Source organism: Pseudorhodoplanes sp. (assembly GCF_035565795.1).
Taxonomy (GTDB): Bacteria; Pseudomonadota; Alphaproteobacteria; order Rhizobiales; family Xanthobacteraceae; genus Pseudorhodoplanes.
The window spans coordinates 1-18,022 of the sequence record NZ_DATMRV010000184.1 but is presented as its reverse complement, the minus strand read 5'-3'; the positions used below and the strand labels follow the sequence as shown (position 1 = coordinate 18,022).

The 18,022-nt window shown below is 61.3% G+C and carries 15 protein-coding genes; 11 read left to right on the top strand and 4 right to left on the bottom strand.

The window, feature by feature from the left end; translation table 11 throughout:
* On the top strand, positions 1-378 hold a 378-nt coding region (locus tag VNZ93_RS16630), incomplete at its 5' end, for an FCD domain-containing protein (protein WP_325707469.1).
* Positions 379-565: 187 nt separating this feature from the next.
* Here the strand turns inward: VNZ93_RS16630 and VNZ93_RS16625 are convergent.
* Positions 566-1,009, bottom strand: coding sequence for a nuclear transport factor 2 family protein (locus VNZ93_RS16625; protein WP_325707466.1), 444 nt, complete (start codon positions 1,007-1,009; stop codon positions 566-568).
* Positions 1,010-1,263: 254 nt separating this feature from the next.
* Here VNZ93_RS16625 and VNZ93_RS16620 point away from each other — a divergent pair, with 254 nt between their 5' ends.
* From VNZ93_RS16620 to VNZ93_RS16605, 4 genes are all read left to right on the top strand, one after another.
* Positions 1,264-2,439 (top strand): ABC transporter substrate-binding protein, encoded by a 1,176-nt coding sequence (locus VNZ93_RS16620; RefSeq protein WP_325707463.1) that lies wholly within the window; start codon positions 1,264-1,266, stop codon positions 2,437-2,439.
* 80 nt (positions 2,440-2,519) lie between these two features.
* Positions 2,520-3,392 (top strand): branched-chain amino acid ABC transporter permease, encoded by an 873-nt coding sequence (locus tag VNZ93_RS16615; RefSeq protein ID WP_414710097.1) that lies wholly within the window; start codon positions 2,520-2,522, stop codon positions 3,390-3,392.
* A 4-nt stretch (positions 3,393-3,396) separates the two neighbouring features.
* Entirely contained in the window at positions 3,397-5,880 is a 2,484-nt protein-coding gene (locus VNZ93_RS16610) for a branched-chain amino acid ABC transporter ATP-binding protein/permease (protein ID WP_325707460.1), read from the top strand.
* A 24-nt stretch (positions 5,881-5,904) separates the two neighbouring features.
* The gene (locus tag VNZ93_RS16605) at positions 5,905-7,167 is read left to right on the top strand and encodes an amidohydrolase family protein (RefSeq protein ID WP_325707457.1); all 1,263 of its coding nucleotides are present in this window, start codon (positions 5,905-5,907) and stop codon (positions 7,165-7,167) included.
* Positions 7,168-7,261: 94 nt separating this feature from the next.
* Here the strand turns inward: VNZ93_RS16605 and VNZ93_RS16600 are convergent, their stop codons facing one another.
* Both VNZ93_RS16600 and VNZ93_RS16595 read right to left on the bottom strand, forming a co-directional pair.
* Complete coding sequence (locus tag VNZ93_RS16600; RefSeq protein WP_325707454.1) at positions 7,262-8,476, bottom strand: cytochrome-c peroxidase; 1,215 nt, start codon at positions 8,474-8,476, stop codon at positions 7,262-7,264.
* 460 nt (positions 8,477-8,936) lie between these two features.
* The gene (locus VNZ93_RS16595; RefSeq protein ID WP_325707451.1) at positions 8,937-10,892 is read right to left on the bottom strand and encodes an FAD-binding monooxygenase; all 1,956 of its coding nucleotides are present in this window, start codon (positions 10,890-10,892) and stop codon (positions 8,937-8,939) included.
* Between the two features lie 145 nt (positions 10,893-11,037).
* Between VNZ93_RS16595 and VNZ93_RS16590 the strand changes: the two genes are divergently transcribed.
* From VNZ93_RS16590 to VNZ93_RS16565, 6 genes are all read left to right on the top strand, one after another.
* The gene (locus VNZ93_RS16590; protein ID WP_325707449.1) at positions 11,038-11,796 is read left to right on the top strand and encodes an IclR family transcriptional regulator; all 759 of its coding nucleotides are present in this window, start codon (positions 11,038-11,040) and stop codon (positions 11,794-11,796) included.
* A gap of 777 nt (positions 11,797-12,573) precedes the next feature.
* A complete protein-coding gene (locus tag VNZ93_RS16585; protein WP_414710098.1) occupies positions 12,574-13,719 on the top strand; it encodes an ABC transporter substrate-binding protein in 1,146 nt (381 codons plus the stop codon).
* Between the two features lie 104 nt (positions 13,720-13,823).
* Positions 13,824-14,684, top strand: a complete 861-nt coding sequence (locus VNZ93_RS16580; RefSeq protein WP_325707443.1) for a branched-chain amino acid ABC transporter permease — start codon at positions 13,824-13,826, stop codon at positions 14,682-14,684.
* Positions 14,685-14,689: 5 nt separating this feature from the next.
* Positions 14,690-15,712, top strand: a complete 1,023-nt coding sequence (locus VNZ93_RS16575; RefSeq protein WP_325707440.1) for a branched-chain amino acid ABC transporter permease — start codon at positions 14,690-14,692, stop codon at positions 15,710-15,712.
* A 2-nt stretch (positions 15,713-15,714) separates the two neighbouring features.
* Entirely contained in the window at positions 15,715-16,467 is a 753-nt protein-coding gene (locus VNZ93_RS16570) for an ABC transporter ATP-binding protein (RefSeq protein ID WP_325707437.1), read from the top strand.
* Positions 16,460-17,179, top strand: coding sequence for an ABC transporter ATP-binding protein (locus tag VNZ93_RS16565; RefSeq protein ID WP_325707434.1), 720 nt, complete (start codon positions 16,460-16,462; stop codon positions 17,177-17,179). Before VNZ93_RS16570 ends, VNZ93_RS16565 begins: the two co-directional genes overlap by 8 nt.
* Positions 17,180-17,242: 63 nt before the next feature.
* On the opposite strand, the gene VNZ93_RS16560 is transcribed toward VNZ93_RS16565, so the two are convergent.
* Positions 17,243-17,974 carry an anti-sigma factor gene (locus VNZ93_RS16560; protein ID WP_325707431.1) on the bottom strand — a complete coding sequence of 244 codons (732 nt, stop codon included), beginning with the start codon at positions 17,972-17,974 and terminating at the stop codon, positions 17,243-17,245.
* Positions 17,975-18,022 lie beyond the last annotated feature (48 nt).

The window sequence follows — 18,022 nt, the reverse complement described above, 5'->3', positions numbered from 1 at the left end:
GAAGAAAAGGCGCGCGGCCGCGACGAGCCCTTGTCGATCAGGCTTGCCACCGAATTCCATATCGTGCTCGCGGAAATGACCGGCAGCGCGGTGCTGGAGCGTTATGTCAGCGAGGTATCCTTACGCTGCGGACTTATTCTTGCGCTTTATAGCCGGCCGCATTCCTCCGAATGCGCGGTGAGCGAGCATCGTCAGATCATCGACGCATTGGCCAAAGGCGATGCCGCGCGCGCCATCGGGGTGATGGACCAGCACCTCGAAGGGGTCGCAGGGCGCGCGCTGATCGTTGCGCGCCCGAACAAGAGCCGCGATATCAAGGATATTCTCGCAGGGTACGCCGAAGGCGAGGGCGAGAAGGGCAACCGGGCGAGACGCTAGTGCTCTTTGTCATGGCCGGTCTTAACCCGGCCATCCACGTCTTTTCTGCTGATCTGGAATCCAGGACGTGGATGCCCGGCACGAGGCCGGGCATGATGGCATTGAAAATCCGGATTCCGGGTTCGCGAACCATAGCGCGTCGAAGACGCGCGCGAACGCGCTTACGGTTCGCGCTCCTGAACGACGCTCAGGCCACGATTCCCCGCATCGTCAGTATCCGCTCGGCGCTGTCGTTCCAGACATCCATCTGCACGATCTTGCCACCTTTCACCACGAAGCGGTCGACGTAGCGGTTGCCTTCGAATGGGGTGCCATCGGGCCATTCGCCATAGAGCGTGCCAAGGTTATAGACGATGGTTTCGCCGCGCCCCGGCACGACGTCGGTCCGCTCCATCTTCTTCTTCACCCATTTGTAGCGGCCGGCATTGAAGGCCGCGGTTTCGCTTGGATGCTTGTATTTGCGTCCGCCGGTGAAGGTGATGGAAAGATTTTCTGCGATGTAAAGCGCCGCGGTTTGCGGATCCGGCACCATGGATGCGACCAGGAACCGCTCAACGATCGCTGCGGCTTCGGCGGTTTCGTCACTGGCTGCAAGCACTTGTGCAGTGGCTTGGGCGGTGGCTGGTGACATGGCGGTCTCCCGATGCTGGAATGCGTCGCTGCTGCCGATCTCCCATGCATAATCCCTGCCAAGGATCGGATGCAATTAGCCTATCAATTGCATACGATCTTGTATACGATTGTGCCGAGAATTACGCCGCTCTGCCTGCTTAATGGGCGAATTCGAACCGGAATGCAGGGATTCCCCAGCAGTTTCAGTGCATGCGGTTTTGGCATGCAGCTTGCGTTAACGAACCCAGTATCCACCGACCGGAGAGGTTCGCCATGCTGTCCCGCCTGCCCATCCATCGCCGGCTTGTCCTTGCCGGTGCCGCAAGTTTGCTGCTGCTGACGCCGGCCGCAGCCCAGGAGACGATGAAGATCGGCCTGGTCGCCGCCATGTCCGGTCAGTCCGCGAAATCAGGCGAGGCGATCGTGCGCGGATTGTCGGTCGCAATCGACGAGATCAACGCCAAGGGTGGCGTGCTCGGCAAGAAGCTCGAACTCCTGGTGCGTGACGACGAAAGCAATCCGGCCAAGGGCGTGGTCGCGGCGCGCGAACTGGCGCAGCGCGAAAAGGTGGTCGCCTTGTTTGGCGGTCTCGACACGCCGGTTTCGATCGCGATCGTGCCATTCGCCAATCAGTCGAAAATCCCGTTCATGGGCGTCTGGGCGGCGGGCACGCCGATCACCAAGAACGGTGCGGCGGAGAATTACGTGTTCCGCGTCTCGGCGGTGGACGAGATCGTCGACAAGGCGCTGGTCGATTACTCGGTGAAGAAATATGCCGCCAAGAAGCCCGGCATGATTCTCATCAACAACCCCTGGGGTGAATCGAACGAGAAGGGCCTGAAGACTGCGCTCGCCGACAAGAAGATGGAGTACGCGGCGATCGAGAAATTCGAGACCAACGACGTCGACGTGGTGCCGCAACTCACCCGCCTGAAGCAGGCTGGCGCCGACGTGCTCTACCTCGTCGCCAACGTCGCGCCCTCCGCGCAGGTGGTGAAGTCCCTCGACCGCATGGGCTGGAACGTGCCGATCGTTTCGCATTGGGGGCCGTCCGGCGGCCGCTTCTCGGAGCTCGCAGGCCCCAGCGCCTCCAAGGTGCATTTCATCCAGACCTACTCCTTCTCCGGCAAGCTGACGCCGAAGGGCGAGGCGGTCTTCGCCGCTCTGAAGAAGAAATACCCGGAGATCAAGAGTCCAGCCGATGTCACGCCCGCGGTCGGCATCGCCAATGCCTATGACGCGATGCATCTGACCGCGCTCGCGATCGCCAAGGCCGGCTCGACTGAAGGCGCCAAGATCCGGCAGGGCTTCTATGACATCGACAGCTATGACGGCCTGATCAAGGCTTACAAGAAGCCGTTCACGCCGGCGAACCACGACGCACTCGGCTCGGACGACTACATCTTCACCTACTTCAAGGAAGGCGAAATCCTTCCATTGACGAACTGAGAGACGACGGCGCGGGAGCGCGGCGGGCCGACCGCCGCGTTCTCTCTATTTTCAAGGCGCGTTGAATCGGGGGCGAGTGGATGCTGATTACCTCTGCGATCATTTCCGGCATCGGGCTCGGTGCCATGTATGGCCTGATCGCGCTCGGTTTCCACGTCACCTACGTTGTCTCCCATACGGTCAATTTTTCGCAGGGCTCGGCGATGATGCTGGGCGCGGTGCTGGGCTATACCTTCGGCATCACGCTCGGCTGGCCGATCCCGCTCGCGGTGATCGCAGCGCTTCTTCTCTGCAGCTTGTTCGGCCTTCTGGTTGAACGCACGCTGGTGCGGCCCTTCGCTGAACGCGGCTCCAACGCCTGGTTGATGGCGACGGTCGCAGGCGGCATCGTGCTCGACAACGTCGTTCTGTTCACCTTCGGCAAGGAGCCGCGCAGCTTCCCGTCATTCCTTGCGCAGAAGCCGGTCGAGATCTTCGGCGCCGGGGTCTATCCGTTGCAACTCATCATCCCGGTGGTCGGGATCGCCGCGGCGCTCGCCTTTCACCTGCTGACGCACCGCACCCGCTACGGCAAGGCGTTGCTCGCGGTGGTGCAGAACACCGACGCGGCGCGGCTGATGGGCATCAATGTGCGCATGATCATCGCCGCGTCCTACGCGATCTCGACCATGCTGGCAGGCGTCGCTGGGCTTCTGATTGCGCCGCTGTTCAGCGTGCATTCGGAGATGGGCGTGCTGTTTGGCATCAAGGCCTTCGCGGTTGCGATCCTCGGCGGCATCACTTCGGCTTGGGGTGTAGTGCTGGCGGGTCTCGCCTACGGGCTGATCGAGGCGCTGGTCACCGCCTATCTCGGTTCGACCTATACGCAGATCGTGGTGTTCTCGGTCATCATTGCCGCGCTCGCGCTGATGCCGAACGGCCTTCTCGGCCGCGCTGCGGTGAACAAGGTCTGAGGCGATGAGGGCTTATCTGACGCCGCTTCTGATCCTGCTCGTCACCGCGGCCGGCGTTGCCGCCGGCATCTTTGCCGAGGGCTATTGGCATTTCATCCTGGCGCTGGTCGCGCTGACCACCATCACCGGCGTCGGGCTCAACATCCTGCTCGGGTTGACCGGGCAGGTCTCGCTCGGCCACGTCGGCTTCTATTCGATCGGCGCCTATACCGCGGCGATTCTGACTCTGAAGGGAGTCGACTTCTGGATCGCCTTTCCGATCGCGGGCCTGCTGGCCGGCATCGTCGGCGGGCTGCTGGCGCTGCCGGCGCTCCGCGTCACCGGACCCTATCTTGCGATGGTCACCATCGCCTTCGCCTTCATTGTCGAGCATTCCACCATCGAATGGCGCTCGCTGACCGGAGGCCAGAACGGGCTGATGGGTATCGTGCCGCCCTCGATCGGCTCGCATACCTTCACCGAGCGCGACATTGCGATCATGGCGGTCCTCTGTGCCGGCCTTGCGATGGCTTTCTTCCACCGGCTCGCCTCGAGCGCGTGGGGCAAGGGGATGCTCGCCGTCCGCGACGCCGAGATCGCGGCGCGCTCGATCGGGCTCAATCCCGTCATCGTCAAGACCGTTTCCTTCGCGCTTTCGGCGGTGCTGACCGGACTTGCGGGCGCGATGTTCGCGCCGCTGCTGATGTTCGTCGCGCCCTCGAACTTCCCGTTCTCGCAATCGATCCTGTTTCTGCTCGCCGTCATCGTCGGCGGGGCAGGGTGGACGCTCGGCCCCGTCGTCGGCGCGGCGATCAGCGTAGTGCTGCCCGAGATGCTGTCGGGTCTGGCGGAATATCGCCTGCTTTTCTTCGGCGGGCTCTTGCTGGTCGTGCTGTGGCTCGCCCCCGATGGCGTGATCGGCACGCTGGCGACGCTCTGGCGCAAGGTCGATCCGCGCAGTGCCTCGAGCGGTGGCTTCGATCTCGCGGCTTTCCTGTCCCCGGAGGCAGCGCGCCGGCTGGAGGTGCGCGACATCGGCATCGCCTTCGGCGGTATCCGTGCCGCGAGTGACGTTTCGTTCAATGCGAAGCCCGGACAGGTGACCAGCGTGATCGGCCCGAACGGCGCAGGCAAGACCACCGTGCTCAACATCATCGGCGGCTTCTATCGTGCCGACGAAGGCTCGGTGCGGCTTGGCGATGCCGATCTCACCGGCGCGCCGGCGTGGAAAGTCGCGCGCGCCGGCATCGCGCGCACCTATCAGACCACCAAGCTTTTCGGCACGCTGAGCGTCATCGACAATGTGCGGATCGCGCTGCGCCGCGGCCGGCTCGGCGTGATGCTGATGGACGCCGATGCAGCGGAGGAAAAGCGAGCTGCCGAAGCGTTGCTTGCCTTTGTGGGCTATTTCGGTCCGCTCGCGACCCCGGCCGATGACCTTCCGCATGTCGACCGGCGGCTTGTTGAGATCGCGCGTGCACTCGCCTGCCGGCCCGACGTGCTGCTGCTCGACGAGCCGGCCGCGGGTCTGATGCGGGCCGACAAGGACCAGCTTTCGAAGCTTCTGCGCCGGATCGCCGATCTCGGCATTTCGGTGATCCTGGTCGAGCATGACATGACGCTGGTCATGGGCATCTCGGACCACATCGTCGTGCTCGACGCCGGCACGGTGATCGCGCAAGGCACGCCCGCCGAAGTGCGGCACAATTCGCGCGTGCTGAAGGCCTATCTCGGCGGTGGCGACATGCGCGAGCGGCCGCGCAAGGAGGCATTCGAGCCGTCCGCCGACGCGATCCTCTCTACCGTGAAGCTCACCGCCGGCTATGGCGCGGCTCCCGTGGTGGAGGACGTCACTTTCGACGTGCGGCCGGGGGAGATGGTGGCGATGCTCGGCGCAAACGGCGCCGGAAAATCCACCATCATGCGGGCGCTGTCCGGGCTGCTGCGTCCGGTCCGCGGCAATATCGTGCTCGACAACAAGCCCGTGACCACGCTCGAAGCCTATCGCATCGCGCATTCCGGCCTGGCTCTCGTGCCGGAGGGCCGCCAGGTATTCGGCGAACTCGACGTGCGCGACAATCTGGTGCTCGGCGCGTTCTCGCGGAAGGACGTGGATATCGACAAGGAGATCGAGGCATTGCTCGATCGCTTTCCGCGGCTGCGCGAGCGCCTCTCCAGCCGGGCCGGACTTCTCTCGGGCGGCGAGCAGCAGATGCTCGCCATTGCCCGCGGGCTGATGGCCAATCCGCGTGTGCTACTGCTCGACGAGCCCTCGCTGGGACTCGCCCCCGCGATGATCAACGAACTCTTCGACATTCTGGCGGAATTGCGCGACGAGGGAGTGACCATCCTTCTGGTGGACCAGATGGCGGCGCTCGCGCTTACGGTGGCCGATCGCGGCTATGTGCTGGAAAGTGGCCGCGTCGTCCACGCCGACAATGCCGCGTCGCTCGCGAGCGATCCGGCTTTGGAAGCGGCCTATCTGGGCCGCGCCGAAGCCGCGCAATAGCAAGAACAAAAGGATCCAAGCCGGATGCAATTCGATCACGTGCTGCGCAACGCGCGCCTCGTCGGCGAGAAGGACCTGCGCGACATCGGCTGGCGTCAAGGTCGCATCATTGCGATCGAGCCGAAGCTCGTGTGCGATGTGCCGCAGACCGATGCCGGCGGGAGGCTTGTAGTTGCCGGCTTCGTCGATACCCATGTCCATCTCGACAAGTCCTGCATCCTCGGCCGCTGCAACTGTCGCGAGGGCACGCTTGCCGAAGCCATCGCCGAGACCGCGGCGGCCAAGCGCGGCTTCACCGAGGCCGACGTCTATGAGCGCGCCCAGCGTACGCTGGAGAAGGCGATTTTGCAGGGCACGACCCGCATGCGGACGCATGTGGAGGTGGACCCGCGCATTGGATTGACGAGTTTCAATGCTATCAAGAGGCTGAAGGCCGACTATGCTTTCGCCATTGATCTGCAGATCTGCGTCTTTCCGCAGGAGGGCCTCCTTAACGATCCCGGCTGCGAAGAACTGCTGATTGAAGCTTGCGAGCAGGGCGCCGACCTGATCGGCGGCTGCCCCTACACCGACAGCGATCCCAACGGACACATTGCTCGCATCTTCGATATTGCGAAGCGCTTTGATCTCGACATCGACTTCCATCTCGATTTCGATCTCGACCCCTCCGCGATGTCGCTGCCGGAAGTCTGCCGCCAAGCCGTGGCGCGCGGGTGGCAGGGGCGGGTAGCCATCGGCCATGTGACCAAGCTCTCGGCGCTGTCGCAGGCAAAGCTCGACGAATTCGGCAGGCTGCTCGCGCAGTCCGGCGTCGCGCTCACCGTGCTGCCGGCGACCGACCTGTTCTTGATGGGGCGCGGCCATGAGCATTCGGTGCCGCGCGGGGTGACGCCGGTGCATCGCCTGACTGAGCAGGGGGTGAACGCTTCGCTTGCGACCAACAACGTGCTCAATCCTTTCACCCCGTTCGGGGATTGTTCGCTTGTGCGCATGGCCAACCTCTACGCGAATATCGCGCAGATCGGCCGGACCGCAGACATGGAATTGTGTCTATCGCTCGTGACGAACAGGCCGGCAAGCCTGATGCGGCTGCCCGACTACGGGATCGCGACAGGAAACGCGGCCGACATCGTGGTCCTGAATTGCATGGATGCCGCATCCGCCATCGCCGAACTCGCGCCGCCGCTACTCGTATTCAAGCGTGGCGCGATGACGGTCTCCCGGCCTGCTGCGATGCTTATTCGGCCGCAGGTCGAAAAGCAGAACGCGAAGTCGGAGGCCGCGTAACCGGTGTTTCAGCCGTAGTTCTTGCCGCTCGTTCGCCAGCTTGTCAGAAGGTCGAAGTGCCTCCGAGGGCGCGCCGACCGAACAAACGACGACCTTATCTCACGAAGTCGCTAAGGTGACCGCGGCTGACGCTAGGCCGGTATGAAACGGCGGGCGTCTCCCGCGGGGGTGTGCGGATCGGATCGTATTGTTGATCCGTCAAGGTTCGCAGGAAAGCGACCAGCGCCGCTTTCTCATAGGCATTGAGGAAAAGCGGCTTGATAAAGGGCGATAAGTTCGGATTCGGGCGTCCGCCGGCGTCATAGAAATCAATGACCTCCTCGAGCGTGGCCAGACTTCCATCGTGCATATAGGGGGCCGTTACCGCCACGTTGCGAAGGGAGGGAGTACGAAATGCTCCCAAGTCACTTTCATCGCCGGAGACCCGGTAGCGGCCGGTGTCCGCAAACCGACCGGCCGCATAACCGATTCCCAAATTGTGGAACCCGAGGTCGGTAAATAATCGAAGCCCAGGAGTTTGATAATGTGCTGACGATTGGAACTGATGACAGACGCTGCAACCAGCTTTCCGTTCAAAGAGAAGTAATCCGTCCAGTTCCAGGGCGGTGAGGGTGGCCGCCTTGTTGTTCGATATGAACCGGTCAAAGCGGCTTGTTTCGGAGATCAAGGTTCGCTGATACGCCGCAAGTGCTCTTGCCATCCCGCTCGCTGACGGTCGGCTGTTCAATGCAGCTTGAAATAGATGCAGATATTCTGCGTCGAGGTTCAGCCGTCGCTCGGCTTCACGGATGTCGATACCCATTTCTCCACGCAGGAACGGACTGGTTGCCTGCTGTTCAAGGGTACGAAAGCGGCCGTCCCACATGAGGACGGGGAGGGCACCAGCATTGATGAGCGAAGGCGCGTTTCGCGGTCCAAGTTGACCCGTATCGGATTGACTGACCCGCGTCGGCTGCGCGAAGGCGTAACGCGGATCATGACACGTTGCGCAGGCTGTCAGGCCGGTTCGCGAAAGCCTGCCATCGTAAAATAACTTCTGTCCCAGCAAGACCAGGCGACCGCTCAGTATCGGAGCGTTGTTTTCGATCAAATCCGGTCGTGGTTCGGCCTGACGATCGACCGGAGGCACCGCGCGGTCGTACAGTTCGCGATCTGGAGAGCGCTCATAGATGGGCGCGGCGCGCGAGTAGGGGCGATATGCTGGCGCATTGAGGTCTCCGGCATTCGCATTGTAGAGTGAAGCCGCCACCCCGAGTGCCAGGCCCAGGATCGCTTGGCGAGCAGTTGTCGCACTCAGCACGCGTGACATGGATGTGTCTCTGGCAACGACGACCGGACTCTGCGTCGCCGGCTCGCGCCTATCGTACATTCTTCACTTGGGCGCTTTGGTGTCGCTCCGCTGTCCCATGTTGAAACAACATCGATATCTGTAAACGCATCGTATATGCGCGAAGCCAAATGCGTCCGTTGCAACGCGGCGGGGGAGGCACGCATATTGCCAGAGACCGCCGCGTTGCAGATCGCAGGACGCTTCAAAGGTATTTGGCGGTGGACATCGAGAACGATCGAGAATTAATGGGAGGCTTCGATAGTAGATGGCGGCTCCGACGAGAGGCGCCGCCAACTGACAGGCGAGCGTTTGCATTCTGGCGGTGTGTTCGCACGCAACCTATTGAGCAAGGCAGCCGTAACTTGACTGCCTGCTAGGTTATTGCCGTACGGTGTCGATACTACAGCGGCCCGTCAGGCACGCCTTTCGAGGCTCGACTTCAAGGCTTGGCCGCCGGGACCAGGATTGGCTCGAAGAAGTTCGAGAGGCTTTCGAACGCGTCTAGTGGCAGAATCGTCGCAACATACTGATCGGGCCGGACGACAATCATGCATCCGTGATCGCGGTCGATGCCCCGCATGTCGAAGATATCCTGTCCGGATTTCAGATCGGGGCAATACATCTTCTCGTAGTCCCGCAATCCGTAGCGACCCTTTTGAGGCAACAGGAAAGCGGGCATCGCGCCGACATTGAGATCGCGATGCCCCTGCTGGAAGATCGCGCGGACATCAATGACCGAGTCGATGTCCTGCCCCGTGGGCGTGTATTTACGGACCGGCGAGGCGGAGGACTCTCCAAGGAATTTGCACAGTGCATTGATACGCGATGTCGGAGCGGCCGGATCACCGCGATCGCAAAAAGCGTAAATTCGCCAGCGGCCATCCGCTCTGGCGGCGTGACCCAGGCTCATGGTCTTTGCATCGCCCAGCCGGACAACAGGCGCCGAATGAAAGCGCATGCCGATCGGCAGACCCTTGGCGAGATCCTGATATGTTGCGTCTCCCGTCAGATCGGACCGCGTGTAACGTGTTGCAGTGCCCGCGGTATAACGACCGTGCTTGACGAAATAGCTTTGAATCTCGGCCGGATCGACGCCTTCGCTGTTCGGATCGTCGGGCGATTTCAGCGGGGCGCTGATCATCTTCGCCCATTCGCGATCGTAATCGATCAGTTCCTTGGCGATGGCCTGCCGTTCCGCCGAATAGCTGTGAAGCAGTTCTGGCGCGGATTGCCCCCGTAACACCGCAGCGAGCTTCCATCCCAGATTGAAGGCATCCTGCATCGAGACATTCATGCCCTGGCCGGATTTCGGACTATGTGTATGGCAGGCGTCCCCTGCGATAAACACGCGAGGCGTGCGTGTCGCGGCTTGCTCTGCGGGAACGTCGTCGAACTTGTCGCAAAGCCGCTGTCCGATTTCGTAAACCGACCACCAGGCGACTTCCTTCACCTCGAACGAGTAAGGACTGAGGATGCGCCGCGTCGCCGCGATCAGATGATCCACGGTGATGTTCCGGTTCGCGACTCGTTCGTTTTTCCGCAGTTCAGCAAGCTCGACGTAGATGCGGACGAGGTATCCGCCTTCGCGCGGGATCAGGACGATGTTGCCTTCGTTCGCTGACTGGATCAGCGCTTTGAGACGGATATCTGGAAAGTCCGTGACCGCAAGAACATCCATGACACCCCATGCCTGGTTGGCGGAATCTCCCTTGAGTTCCAGGCCGAGTGATTGACGCACGGCGCTGCGGGCGCCGTCGCAGCCGACCACATAGCGCGCTTTGACCTTTTCGATCCGACCTTGGTGATCCGGATCGACCCGTTCGAGCGACACGGTTACGGGGTGGCTCGCCGTGTTTCCGGATGACACCAACGGATCAATCTCAAGTCCGGCAAAACGCCGCGAGTAATGCGGCACCATGCGATTCGGCGAATTGCGCATGACCGTCAGATAAAATTCATGCACCCGCGCCTGGTTGAGGATGATGTGGGGAAATTCGGACAGCCCTTCCTCGACATCCTGGATCCGGCCGGATCGCACGATCCTGTTCTGGTCAGCTTCGTCCGGCTTCCAGAAGGACGTTTCGTTGACCCAATAGCCCTCCTTCATGACGCGGTCGCTGAAGCCGAAGCCCTCGAACATTTCCATTGAGCGGCAGGCGATTCCGTCGGCCTGCCCGAGCTGGAGGGGGCCAGATTTCTGTTCGACGATCCGTGTCTTGATATCGGGAAAGGCGGCCATTTGGGCCGCCAGCGTAAGGCCGGCGGGCCCGCATCCCACGATCAGCACATCGACCTCATCCGGGAGCGCATCCGGTTGCGGGGACGTCCTGTAGCTCTCGGATGGCTCCAGGACTTCCGGGTCTCCGGTTCTGAACCCGTTGAGATGGAATTGCATATCGCGCGACCTCTTTACCGACACCGCGGCCCACGACACCGCGACGATCCAAATTACCTGTTGTTTAAATAATCTCAAAATATGGGAATTTGCAACTACATAAAAATCTGAATTTGTGTATATTTGAGAAAATGGATGAATTTGGATGTCAGGGTTCAGTCGTTATCAGTCGGTGCTGGAATTGTTCACGGAGGCTCATCCGAGCTGGACCGTCCCGGGTATCTCGCAGACGTTGGATCTGCCCAGCAGCACGGCATATCGAACCGTTCGCGAACTGGTGAAGGGCGGTTGGCTCGAACCATCCGCAGGCGCGAGCTATCGTCTTGGTGCAGCCTTCATCGTCTATGACCGCCTGATCCGGCTGACCGATCCGCTGGTACAGGCGGGGTATGGCATTCTTCAGGAGGCGGTGCGGCAGGCGCACATTCCGTGCGTCGGATTGCTGGCGCGCCTCTATCATGAAACGGTGATGTGCATCGCCGACGAAGCGACGTCCGGCGCCGACTTCCGTTCGAGTTACCAGCGCGGCCGATTGATGCCTTTGACGACCGGCGCGACCTCGAAGGTCATTCTGGCGCAGCTCAATGGCCGCAAGCTCGGCAAGCTTCTGAAATCCACCGAAGATGCCCAGCCATCTGGCCACACTGTCGAGGAGTTCAGGAATAATCTCGGCGCAATTCGCAAGGCCGGCTATTGTGTCAGCCGAGGTGAGATCGATGCGGGTCTCGTTGGTATTGCTGCGCCCATCGTCGCGCCCGAGCTCGGCGTCATCGCGAGCCTGAGCCTCGTCATATCGGCCGACGGGCTTTCGGATGCAGCCGAGCGCCGCCTGACACTTTTGACTGTTTCTTCGGCCGCGCTCGCGAGTGAGCAATTGAGCACGAGCAATCAGCGTCAGCGCTAGGCAGTGCCATCCTCGCTGGACTTCATAGTCCGTATGTCCGAGTTGGTTTTCCGGACAGACGAAGGTCGATTTTGCAAAGGCCGATCTTGGAGCCTCGGATATGCCCAAACGTCCCGGTTTCCTTGGAGTGCAGGCGTTTGTTCCCATTCGAGAGGGTCAACTTCAACCGGGCGGCAGCTCATCTCGGAATAACCCAAACAGCGCTGAGGCACAGAATCCGCAAGCTGGAGATAGTCTGACGAAGCCCAAGCATTACGCGTGCGCTAAGGGGGGTACACGCAAAGGTGTACTCTTGAGCGATCTGGGTGAGATTTTGCTGAGGTGATCGAGCGGTCGATCAGAAAATGCGGCCGTGCGCGGCCCGCTGGAACAGATGAATAAAATTGCATAATAGCGCTGCTTTTTGAATTTGACTTCGGCGGTCCGGATTGATCAATCGCCGGGAAAACGGGGTATCGCCTGAGGCCGATCGGCCGGCTTCGGCGTGACGGGGCTCGCCAGCGACCGGTCCGGCCCGGCCCATTGATCTCCGGCCGGCACTCTCAAAGACGGACAGTTCGGACGACGCCTGAATGCCGCTCCTGACAACTCATCCCTCGCAAAATGACGGTTCCGTAATGCCCACAAACCCCAAGAACGCTTGAACCCGGACCGCGATTGGGTCACAGGAAAGCAAGCAAACAATGGCATTGGCCCTCGTCCACGAGGCCGCCAGCCATGTCCATCGGAACAAGGAGGAACGATCTGATGACGAAGAGGAAGCTGATGTTGACCGCGATGGCTGCCGTAATCGGCATGTCCGTCGCAGGCGACGCGTCCGCCCAGGAGACGGTCAAGGTGGGACTCATTGTCTCGATGACCGGCCCGCAGGCGTCGACCGGTAAGCAAATCAAGGCCGCAGTCGACCTTTATCAGAAGGAACACGGCAACACCGTTGCCGGAAAGAAGGTTGAGGTCATCCTGCGCGATTCCGCGTCGGTCCCGGATAACACCAAGCGCATTGCCCAGGAATTGATCGTCAACGAAAAGGTCAATGTCATCGCCGGCTTTGAGGTCACGCCCTCCGCGCTCGCCATCGCGCCTCTCGCGACTGAAGCGAAGGTCCCGGCTGTAGTGATGGCCGCCGGCACCTCGATCATCACTGAGCGCTCCCCGTACATTGTACGGACGAGCTTCACGCTGCCGCAATCCTCGGTCATCATCGCGGACTGGGCTGCGAAGAACAACATCAAGAAGGTCGTGACCCTGGTGTCCGACTATGCTCCGGGCGCGGACGCGGAAAAGTCGTTTGTGGATCGCTTCAAGGCGGCAGGCGGTGAAATCGCCGCCGCAATCAAGGTCCCGCTCGCGAGCCCGGACTTTGCGCCGTTCCTGCAGCGCGCGGCGGACGCCAAGCCGGACGCCATCTTCGTCTTTGTCCCGTCCGGACAGGGCGGCACCTTCATGAAGCAATTCACGGAGCGCGGTCTGGATAAGGCCGGCATCCGTATCATCGGCCCGGGTGACGTCACCGACGACGATCTGCTTCCGGCGATGGGCGATTCGGTGATCGGCGCCGTGACCGCGCACCTTTATTCGGCAGACCATGATTCTGCGAAGAACAAGGCCTATGTCGACGCTTTCCAGAAGGCCAATAATTTCCGGCCGAACTTCATGTCGGTCGGCGGCTATGACGGCATGCACCTGATCTACGAAGCGCTGAAGAAGACCGGCGGCAAGGCCGACGGTGACTCCCTGATTGCTGCGATGAAGGGACTTGCCTGGGAGAGCCCGCGCGGTCCGATTTCCATTGATCCGGAAACCCGCGACATCATCCAGAACATCTATATCCGCAAGGTCGAGAAGAAGAACGGGCAGCTCTACAACGTCGAGTTCGCCACGTTCGAGAACGTCAAGGATCCGGCCAAGGCGGCGAAGAAGTAAGTTGCGACAAGGGATGCGCGGCGATGAGCCGCGCATCCCGCTATCCGTTAAGGCTGGAGCCGAAAGCGCGGCCGGTCAGGTCTGGGGCGAGTTAATTCGACATTATGCTGACGATTCTTTTCGACGGTGTCGCTTACGGCATGCTGCTGTTCGTGCTGGCATGCGGATTGGCCGTGACGCTCGGACTGATGAATTTCGTCAATCTCGCACATGGCGCATTTGCCATGGCGGGCGGCTATTGCACGGTGATCCTTGTAAACCGAATGGGTGTTCCATTCTTTGCCGCGCTGCCGATTGCGTTCGTGGTGAGTGCGCTGATTGGATTGATCCTCGAGCGAACGCTTTACGTTCACGTCTATCGAAAGCCGCATCTCGACCAGGTGCTTTTCACGATCGGCCTGGTTTTCATGTCGGTTGCCGCAGTCGATTACGTGATGGGTTCGAGTCAGGTCTTTGTTCAGTTGCCAAGCTGGCTGCAGGGCCAGGACGTGATCTTCGGCGTGGGCGTCGGGCGCTACCGTCTATTGATTATCGTGATCTGCGGACTTCTCACACTCGGATTGCAGCTCATTCTCACCAAGACACGGTTCGGCAGCCGCTTGCGCGCCGCGGTGGATGACGCGCGCGTCGCGCGCGGTCTTGGCATCAATGTCAACTGGGTGTTTGCGGTCACGTTCGCGTTTGGATCGGGGCTTGCCGGTCTCGGCGGCGCGCTCGGCGCGGAAATTCTGGGCCTCGATCCGAGCTTCCCGCTCAAGTTCATGATCTACTTTCTGATCGTGGTCACGGTCGGGGGCACCTCCAGCATCACCGGACCGTTTGTTGCTGCGTTGTTGCTCGGCATTGGCGACGTCGCCGGAAAGTATTACTTGCCGGCCTTCGGTGCGTTTGTGATCTACACGATCATGATCGTGGTTCTGATTTGGCGGCCGCAGGGCCTCTTCGCGCGGCCCGCAGGTCGGTGACTTCCATGATCAAGACTCCGACAAGCTTCAGCGTGACCCGCAGCCTCATCGGCCGCTCCCATTGGCATCCGCTGGAGATCGTATTTTGGGTCGCGGCCTTCTCGACCATCTGGCTGTTTCCGACCAAATACCTGATCCTCACCGAGATCGCGTGGCTCGCGCTTTTCGCCTTATCGCTCGATCTCATTCTCGGCTACGCGGGGATCGTATCCCTCGGTCACGCGGCGTTTTTCGGCGTGGGCGCCTATACCGCCGCTCTGCTGGCCAAGCATGAAATCATCAACGAGCCGGTGCTGGCCCTGATTGTCGCGGGCCTGGTGGCAAGCGCCGTCGGCTTCGTCACGAGCTTTCTCGTGCTTCGCGGCACCGATCTTACCCGCATTATGGTTACGCTTGGAGTGGCGCTGGTGCTGCGCGAACTGGCGAACCAGAATGGCTGGCTGACCGGCGGAGCGGACGGGCTGCAGGGCGTCACCATGCAGCCAATTCTCGGGCGCTTCCGCTTCGACATGTTCGGCCACAATGGCTACGTCTATTGCCTGACGGTGCTGTTTGTCCTGTTTCTCCTGGCGCGGCGGATCGTGAATTCGCCGTTCGGCCTGTCACTGCAATCCATCAAGAACAATCCGCTTCGCGCCTCGGCGATCGGCATCAACGTGAATTTGCGTCTGGTCGCCATCTATACGATCGCCGCGGGCTATGCGGGGATCGCCGGCGCGCTGCTTGCTCAGACCCAGGCTTTCGCTTCGCTTGCGTATTTCGATTTCGAGCGTTCAGCCGATCTGCTGATGGTCCTGGTCATCGGCGGGACCGGATATCTCTATGGCGGCTTGATCGGCGCCATCGTGTTCAAGTTCATGCAGGATTATCTGTCGGTCTGGACGCCGCAATACTGGCCGTTCTGGATCGGGTTGCTTCTGGTGCTGATCGTGCTGGTCGGACGCGAACGCATCACCGGATGGACCAGACCCATTCGGGAACTGGCCAGCAAGCTGGACTGGCGCGCCGCCCGCAAGGATGGAGCCTGATCATGGCGATCGTCCTTGAAACCGTGAACCTGGTGAAGCGCTTCGGCGGTATCGTCGCGACCAACGATGTTTCGCTGAAGGTGGAAGCGGGTGCGCGTCACGCGCTGATCGGACCGAATGGTGCGGGCAAGACCACCATCATCAATCAGCTCACCGGCGTATTGGCTCAAACATCGGGAAAAATTCTCCTCGAAGGCGAGGACATCTCCCATCTCAGCCCGCATGCGCGCGTCAGGCGAGGCATCGCGAGGACGTTCCAGATCAATCAGCTTTTTCTTGAGCTGACGCCCGTCGAGACGCTCGGTCTCGCGGTTTCGGAGCGGCTCGGTCATGGCGGCGACTGGTGGCGCAGGGTCGGCTCGAATCCGCAGGTGATGGAGGAAGTGGCCGAACTCCTGGAACGCTTCCGATTGACCGATGTGATGAACGAGCGAACCGATGTCCTTGCCTATGGCAAGCAGCGCATGCTGGAGATTGCGCTGGCAATCGCCTGCAAGCCGCGTGTGCTGCTGCTGGACGAGCCGGCGGCCGGCGTTCCGGATAGCGAGCGTCAGGACATCCTGTCGGCGGTTGCGGAACTGCCAAAGGACGTGACGGTTCTCCTGATCGAACACGACATGGATCTCGTTTTCTCTTTCGCCGACCGGATTTCCGTCCTCGTCAACGGCGCCTTGTTCGTCGAAGGCAAGCCGGACGAAGTTGCGCGCGATCCGCGCGTGAAGGCGGTCTATCTTGGGGAAGAGGCCCATGTCTGACCTCCTTTCGATTCGTGATCTCTCCGCCGGTTACGGAGAGGCGATCGTTCTTTCGGGCATCACGCTCTCGCTGGAGCAGGGCAAGGCTCTGGCGCTGCTCGGCCGAAACGGTATGGGCAAGACCACGCTGATCAACACGATCGTGGGCGCCACCCGGTATCGTGGTGGCAGTATTGTCCTCGATGGCAAGGAGCTGACGCGCTTGCGCTCCGATCAGCGTGCGGGCGCCGGTGTCGGCTGGGTTCCGCAGGAGCGCAACATTTTCAAATCACTGACAGTCGAGGAAAATATCACCGCAGTAGCGCGGCCGGGCGCCTGGGATCTTCGGAAAATCTACGCGCTGTTTCCCCGACTGGAAGAGCGCCGTAGCAACCTCGGCAATCAATTGTCCGGCGGCGAGCAGCAGATGCTCGCCATTGGCCGCGCACTGGCGCTCAATCCGCGCATCCTTTTGCTCGACGAGCCTCTGGAAGGGCTTGCGCCGATCCTGATCGAGGAACTGCTGGCAGCGTTACGCCGGATCATCCAGGAGGAGGGCGTATCCGCCGTGCTGGTCGAGCAGAACGCGCAGAAGGTCCTCGGCATCACCGATCGGGCGATCATTCTGGAGCGCGGGATGATTGTGCATCAGGCGGACAGTCACGTGCTGAAAGAAGACCGCAAGACGCTTGAGGCCTATCTCGGTGTCGCCGAGGGACGGGCGCGGCACTAACCCCGATCCAGTTCATAAGGATAATTATAGGATCGGTTGGGAGGCAGGCGATCGTTGCGCTCGCTACGAAGCAGCCTTGAACTTCTGCGCGAATAGCTGAAGCTCGCCGGCATTGAGATCGGATACGGCCCAGTAGGACGTGTCGCCGCGGTGCCAGGTGACGACGCTGTAGCCGTTGATCTGTGGAAGCGTGCGCACGCCACCTTCGGTGCCGTCAGCATTGGGCGTCGCAAACACGCTGATCACATGCTTGCGGCGGCCGTAGACGAGGGTCGGTGTCGGAGCTGTGGCGATCACGTCAACGCGACCGCCGATCAATGGGAAGCCGTCAGAGGTCAGGTCGACGACCACGGGCGACACCGGAATCCGGCCGGCGAACCACGGCTTCACGGTGTGGCGCTCGGGGGACATGACGTCGGCTGGCTGGGCTGCCATGAGCGCGCGGACATGGCTGTCGACAAGAGCGGTCGTCGTCCGATCGTCCGGCGGCTGTTGTGTGACGAACCAGGTTGACGCGCTGCCAATCGCAAGCGCGAGCACGACAGAAGCCGCGAGCGCGCGCCATGTCGGATGGCTGCCGGCTTTCGTCAGCCCGAGCGTGGAGTCGATTTTGGCGCGCAGGTGGACGGGCAGTTCTTCCGGGGCAGCATGCTCACGGAGCGCGGCGCGCAAGGCTTCCGTTCTGGCAAGCTCCGCTCTGAGCGCGGGACTGGCTTCAATCTCTCGTGCCACGCCGAGCGCGCTCGTGGTGTCGAGCTCATTGTCGGCATAGGCATGGACAAGTACTGGATCCATTTGCGGCGTGTTCGACATGGTTGTCATTGTTGTTTGGCGCCTATCGCC

What these genes read in the sequence shown, in the direction of transcription:
- VNZ93_RS16625 (WP_325707466.1), bottom strand. Translation starts at nt 1,009, where the DNA reads ATGTCACCAGCCACCGCCCAAGCCACTGCACAAGTGCTTGCAGCCAGT.
- VNZ93_RS16620 (WP_325707463.1), top strand. Translation starts at nt 1,264, where the DNA reads ATGCTGTCCCGCCTGCCCATCCATCGCCGGCTTGTCCTTGCCGGTGCC.
- VNZ93_RS16615 (WP_414710097.1), top strand. Translation starts at nt 2,520, where the DNA reads ATGCTGATTACCTCTGCGATCATTTCCGGCATCGGGCTCGGTGCCATG.
- VNZ93_RS16610 (WP_325707460.1), top strand. Translation starts at nt 3,397, where the DNA reads ATGAGGGCTTATCTGACGCCGCTTCTGATCCTGCTCGTCACCGCGGCC.
- VNZ93_RS16605 (WP_325707457.1), top strand. Translation starts at nt 5,905, where the DNA reads ATGCAATTCGATCACGTGCTGCGCAACGCGCGCCTCGTCGGCGAGAAG.
- VNZ93_RS16600 (WP_325707454.1), bottom strand. Translation starts at nt 8,476, where the DNA reads ATGTCACGCGTGCTGAGTGCGACAACTGCTCGCCAAGCGATCCTGGGC.
- VNZ93_RS16595 (WP_325707451.1), bottom strand. Translation starts at nt 10,892, where the DNA reads ATGCAATTCCATCTCAACGGGTTCAGAACCGGAGACCCGGAAGTCCTG.
- VNZ93_RS16590 (WP_325707449.1), top strand. Translation starts at nt 11,038, where the DNA reads ATGTCAGGGTTCAGTCGTTATCAGTCGGTGCTGGAATTGTTCACGGAG.
- VNZ93_RS16585 (WP_414710098.1), top strand. Translation starts at nt 12,574, where the DNA reads ATGGCTGCCGTAATCGGCATGTCCGTCGCAGGCGACGCGTCCGCCCAG.
- VNZ93_RS16580 (WP_325707443.1), top strand. Translation starts at nt 13,824, where the DNA reads ATGCTGACGATTCTTTTCGACGGTGTCGCTTACGGCATGCTGCTGTTC.
- VNZ93_RS16575 (WP_325707440.1), top strand. Translation starts at nt 14,690, where the DNA reads ATGATCAAGACTCCGACAAGCTTCAGCGTGACCCGCAGCCTCATCGGC.
- VNZ93_RS16570 (WP_325707437.1), top strand. Translation starts at nt 15,715, where the DNA reads ATGGCGATCGTCCTTGAAACCGTGAACCTGGTGAAGCGCTTCGGCGGT.
- VNZ93_RS16565 (WP_325707434.1), top strand. Translation starts at nt 16,460, where the DNA reads ATGTCTGACCTCCTTTCGATTCGTGATCTCTCCGCCGGTTACGGAGAG.
- VNZ93_RS16560 (WP_325707431.1), bottom strand. Translation starts at nt 17,974, where the DNA reads ATGGATCCAGTACTTGTCCATGCCTATGCCGACAATGAGCTCGACACC.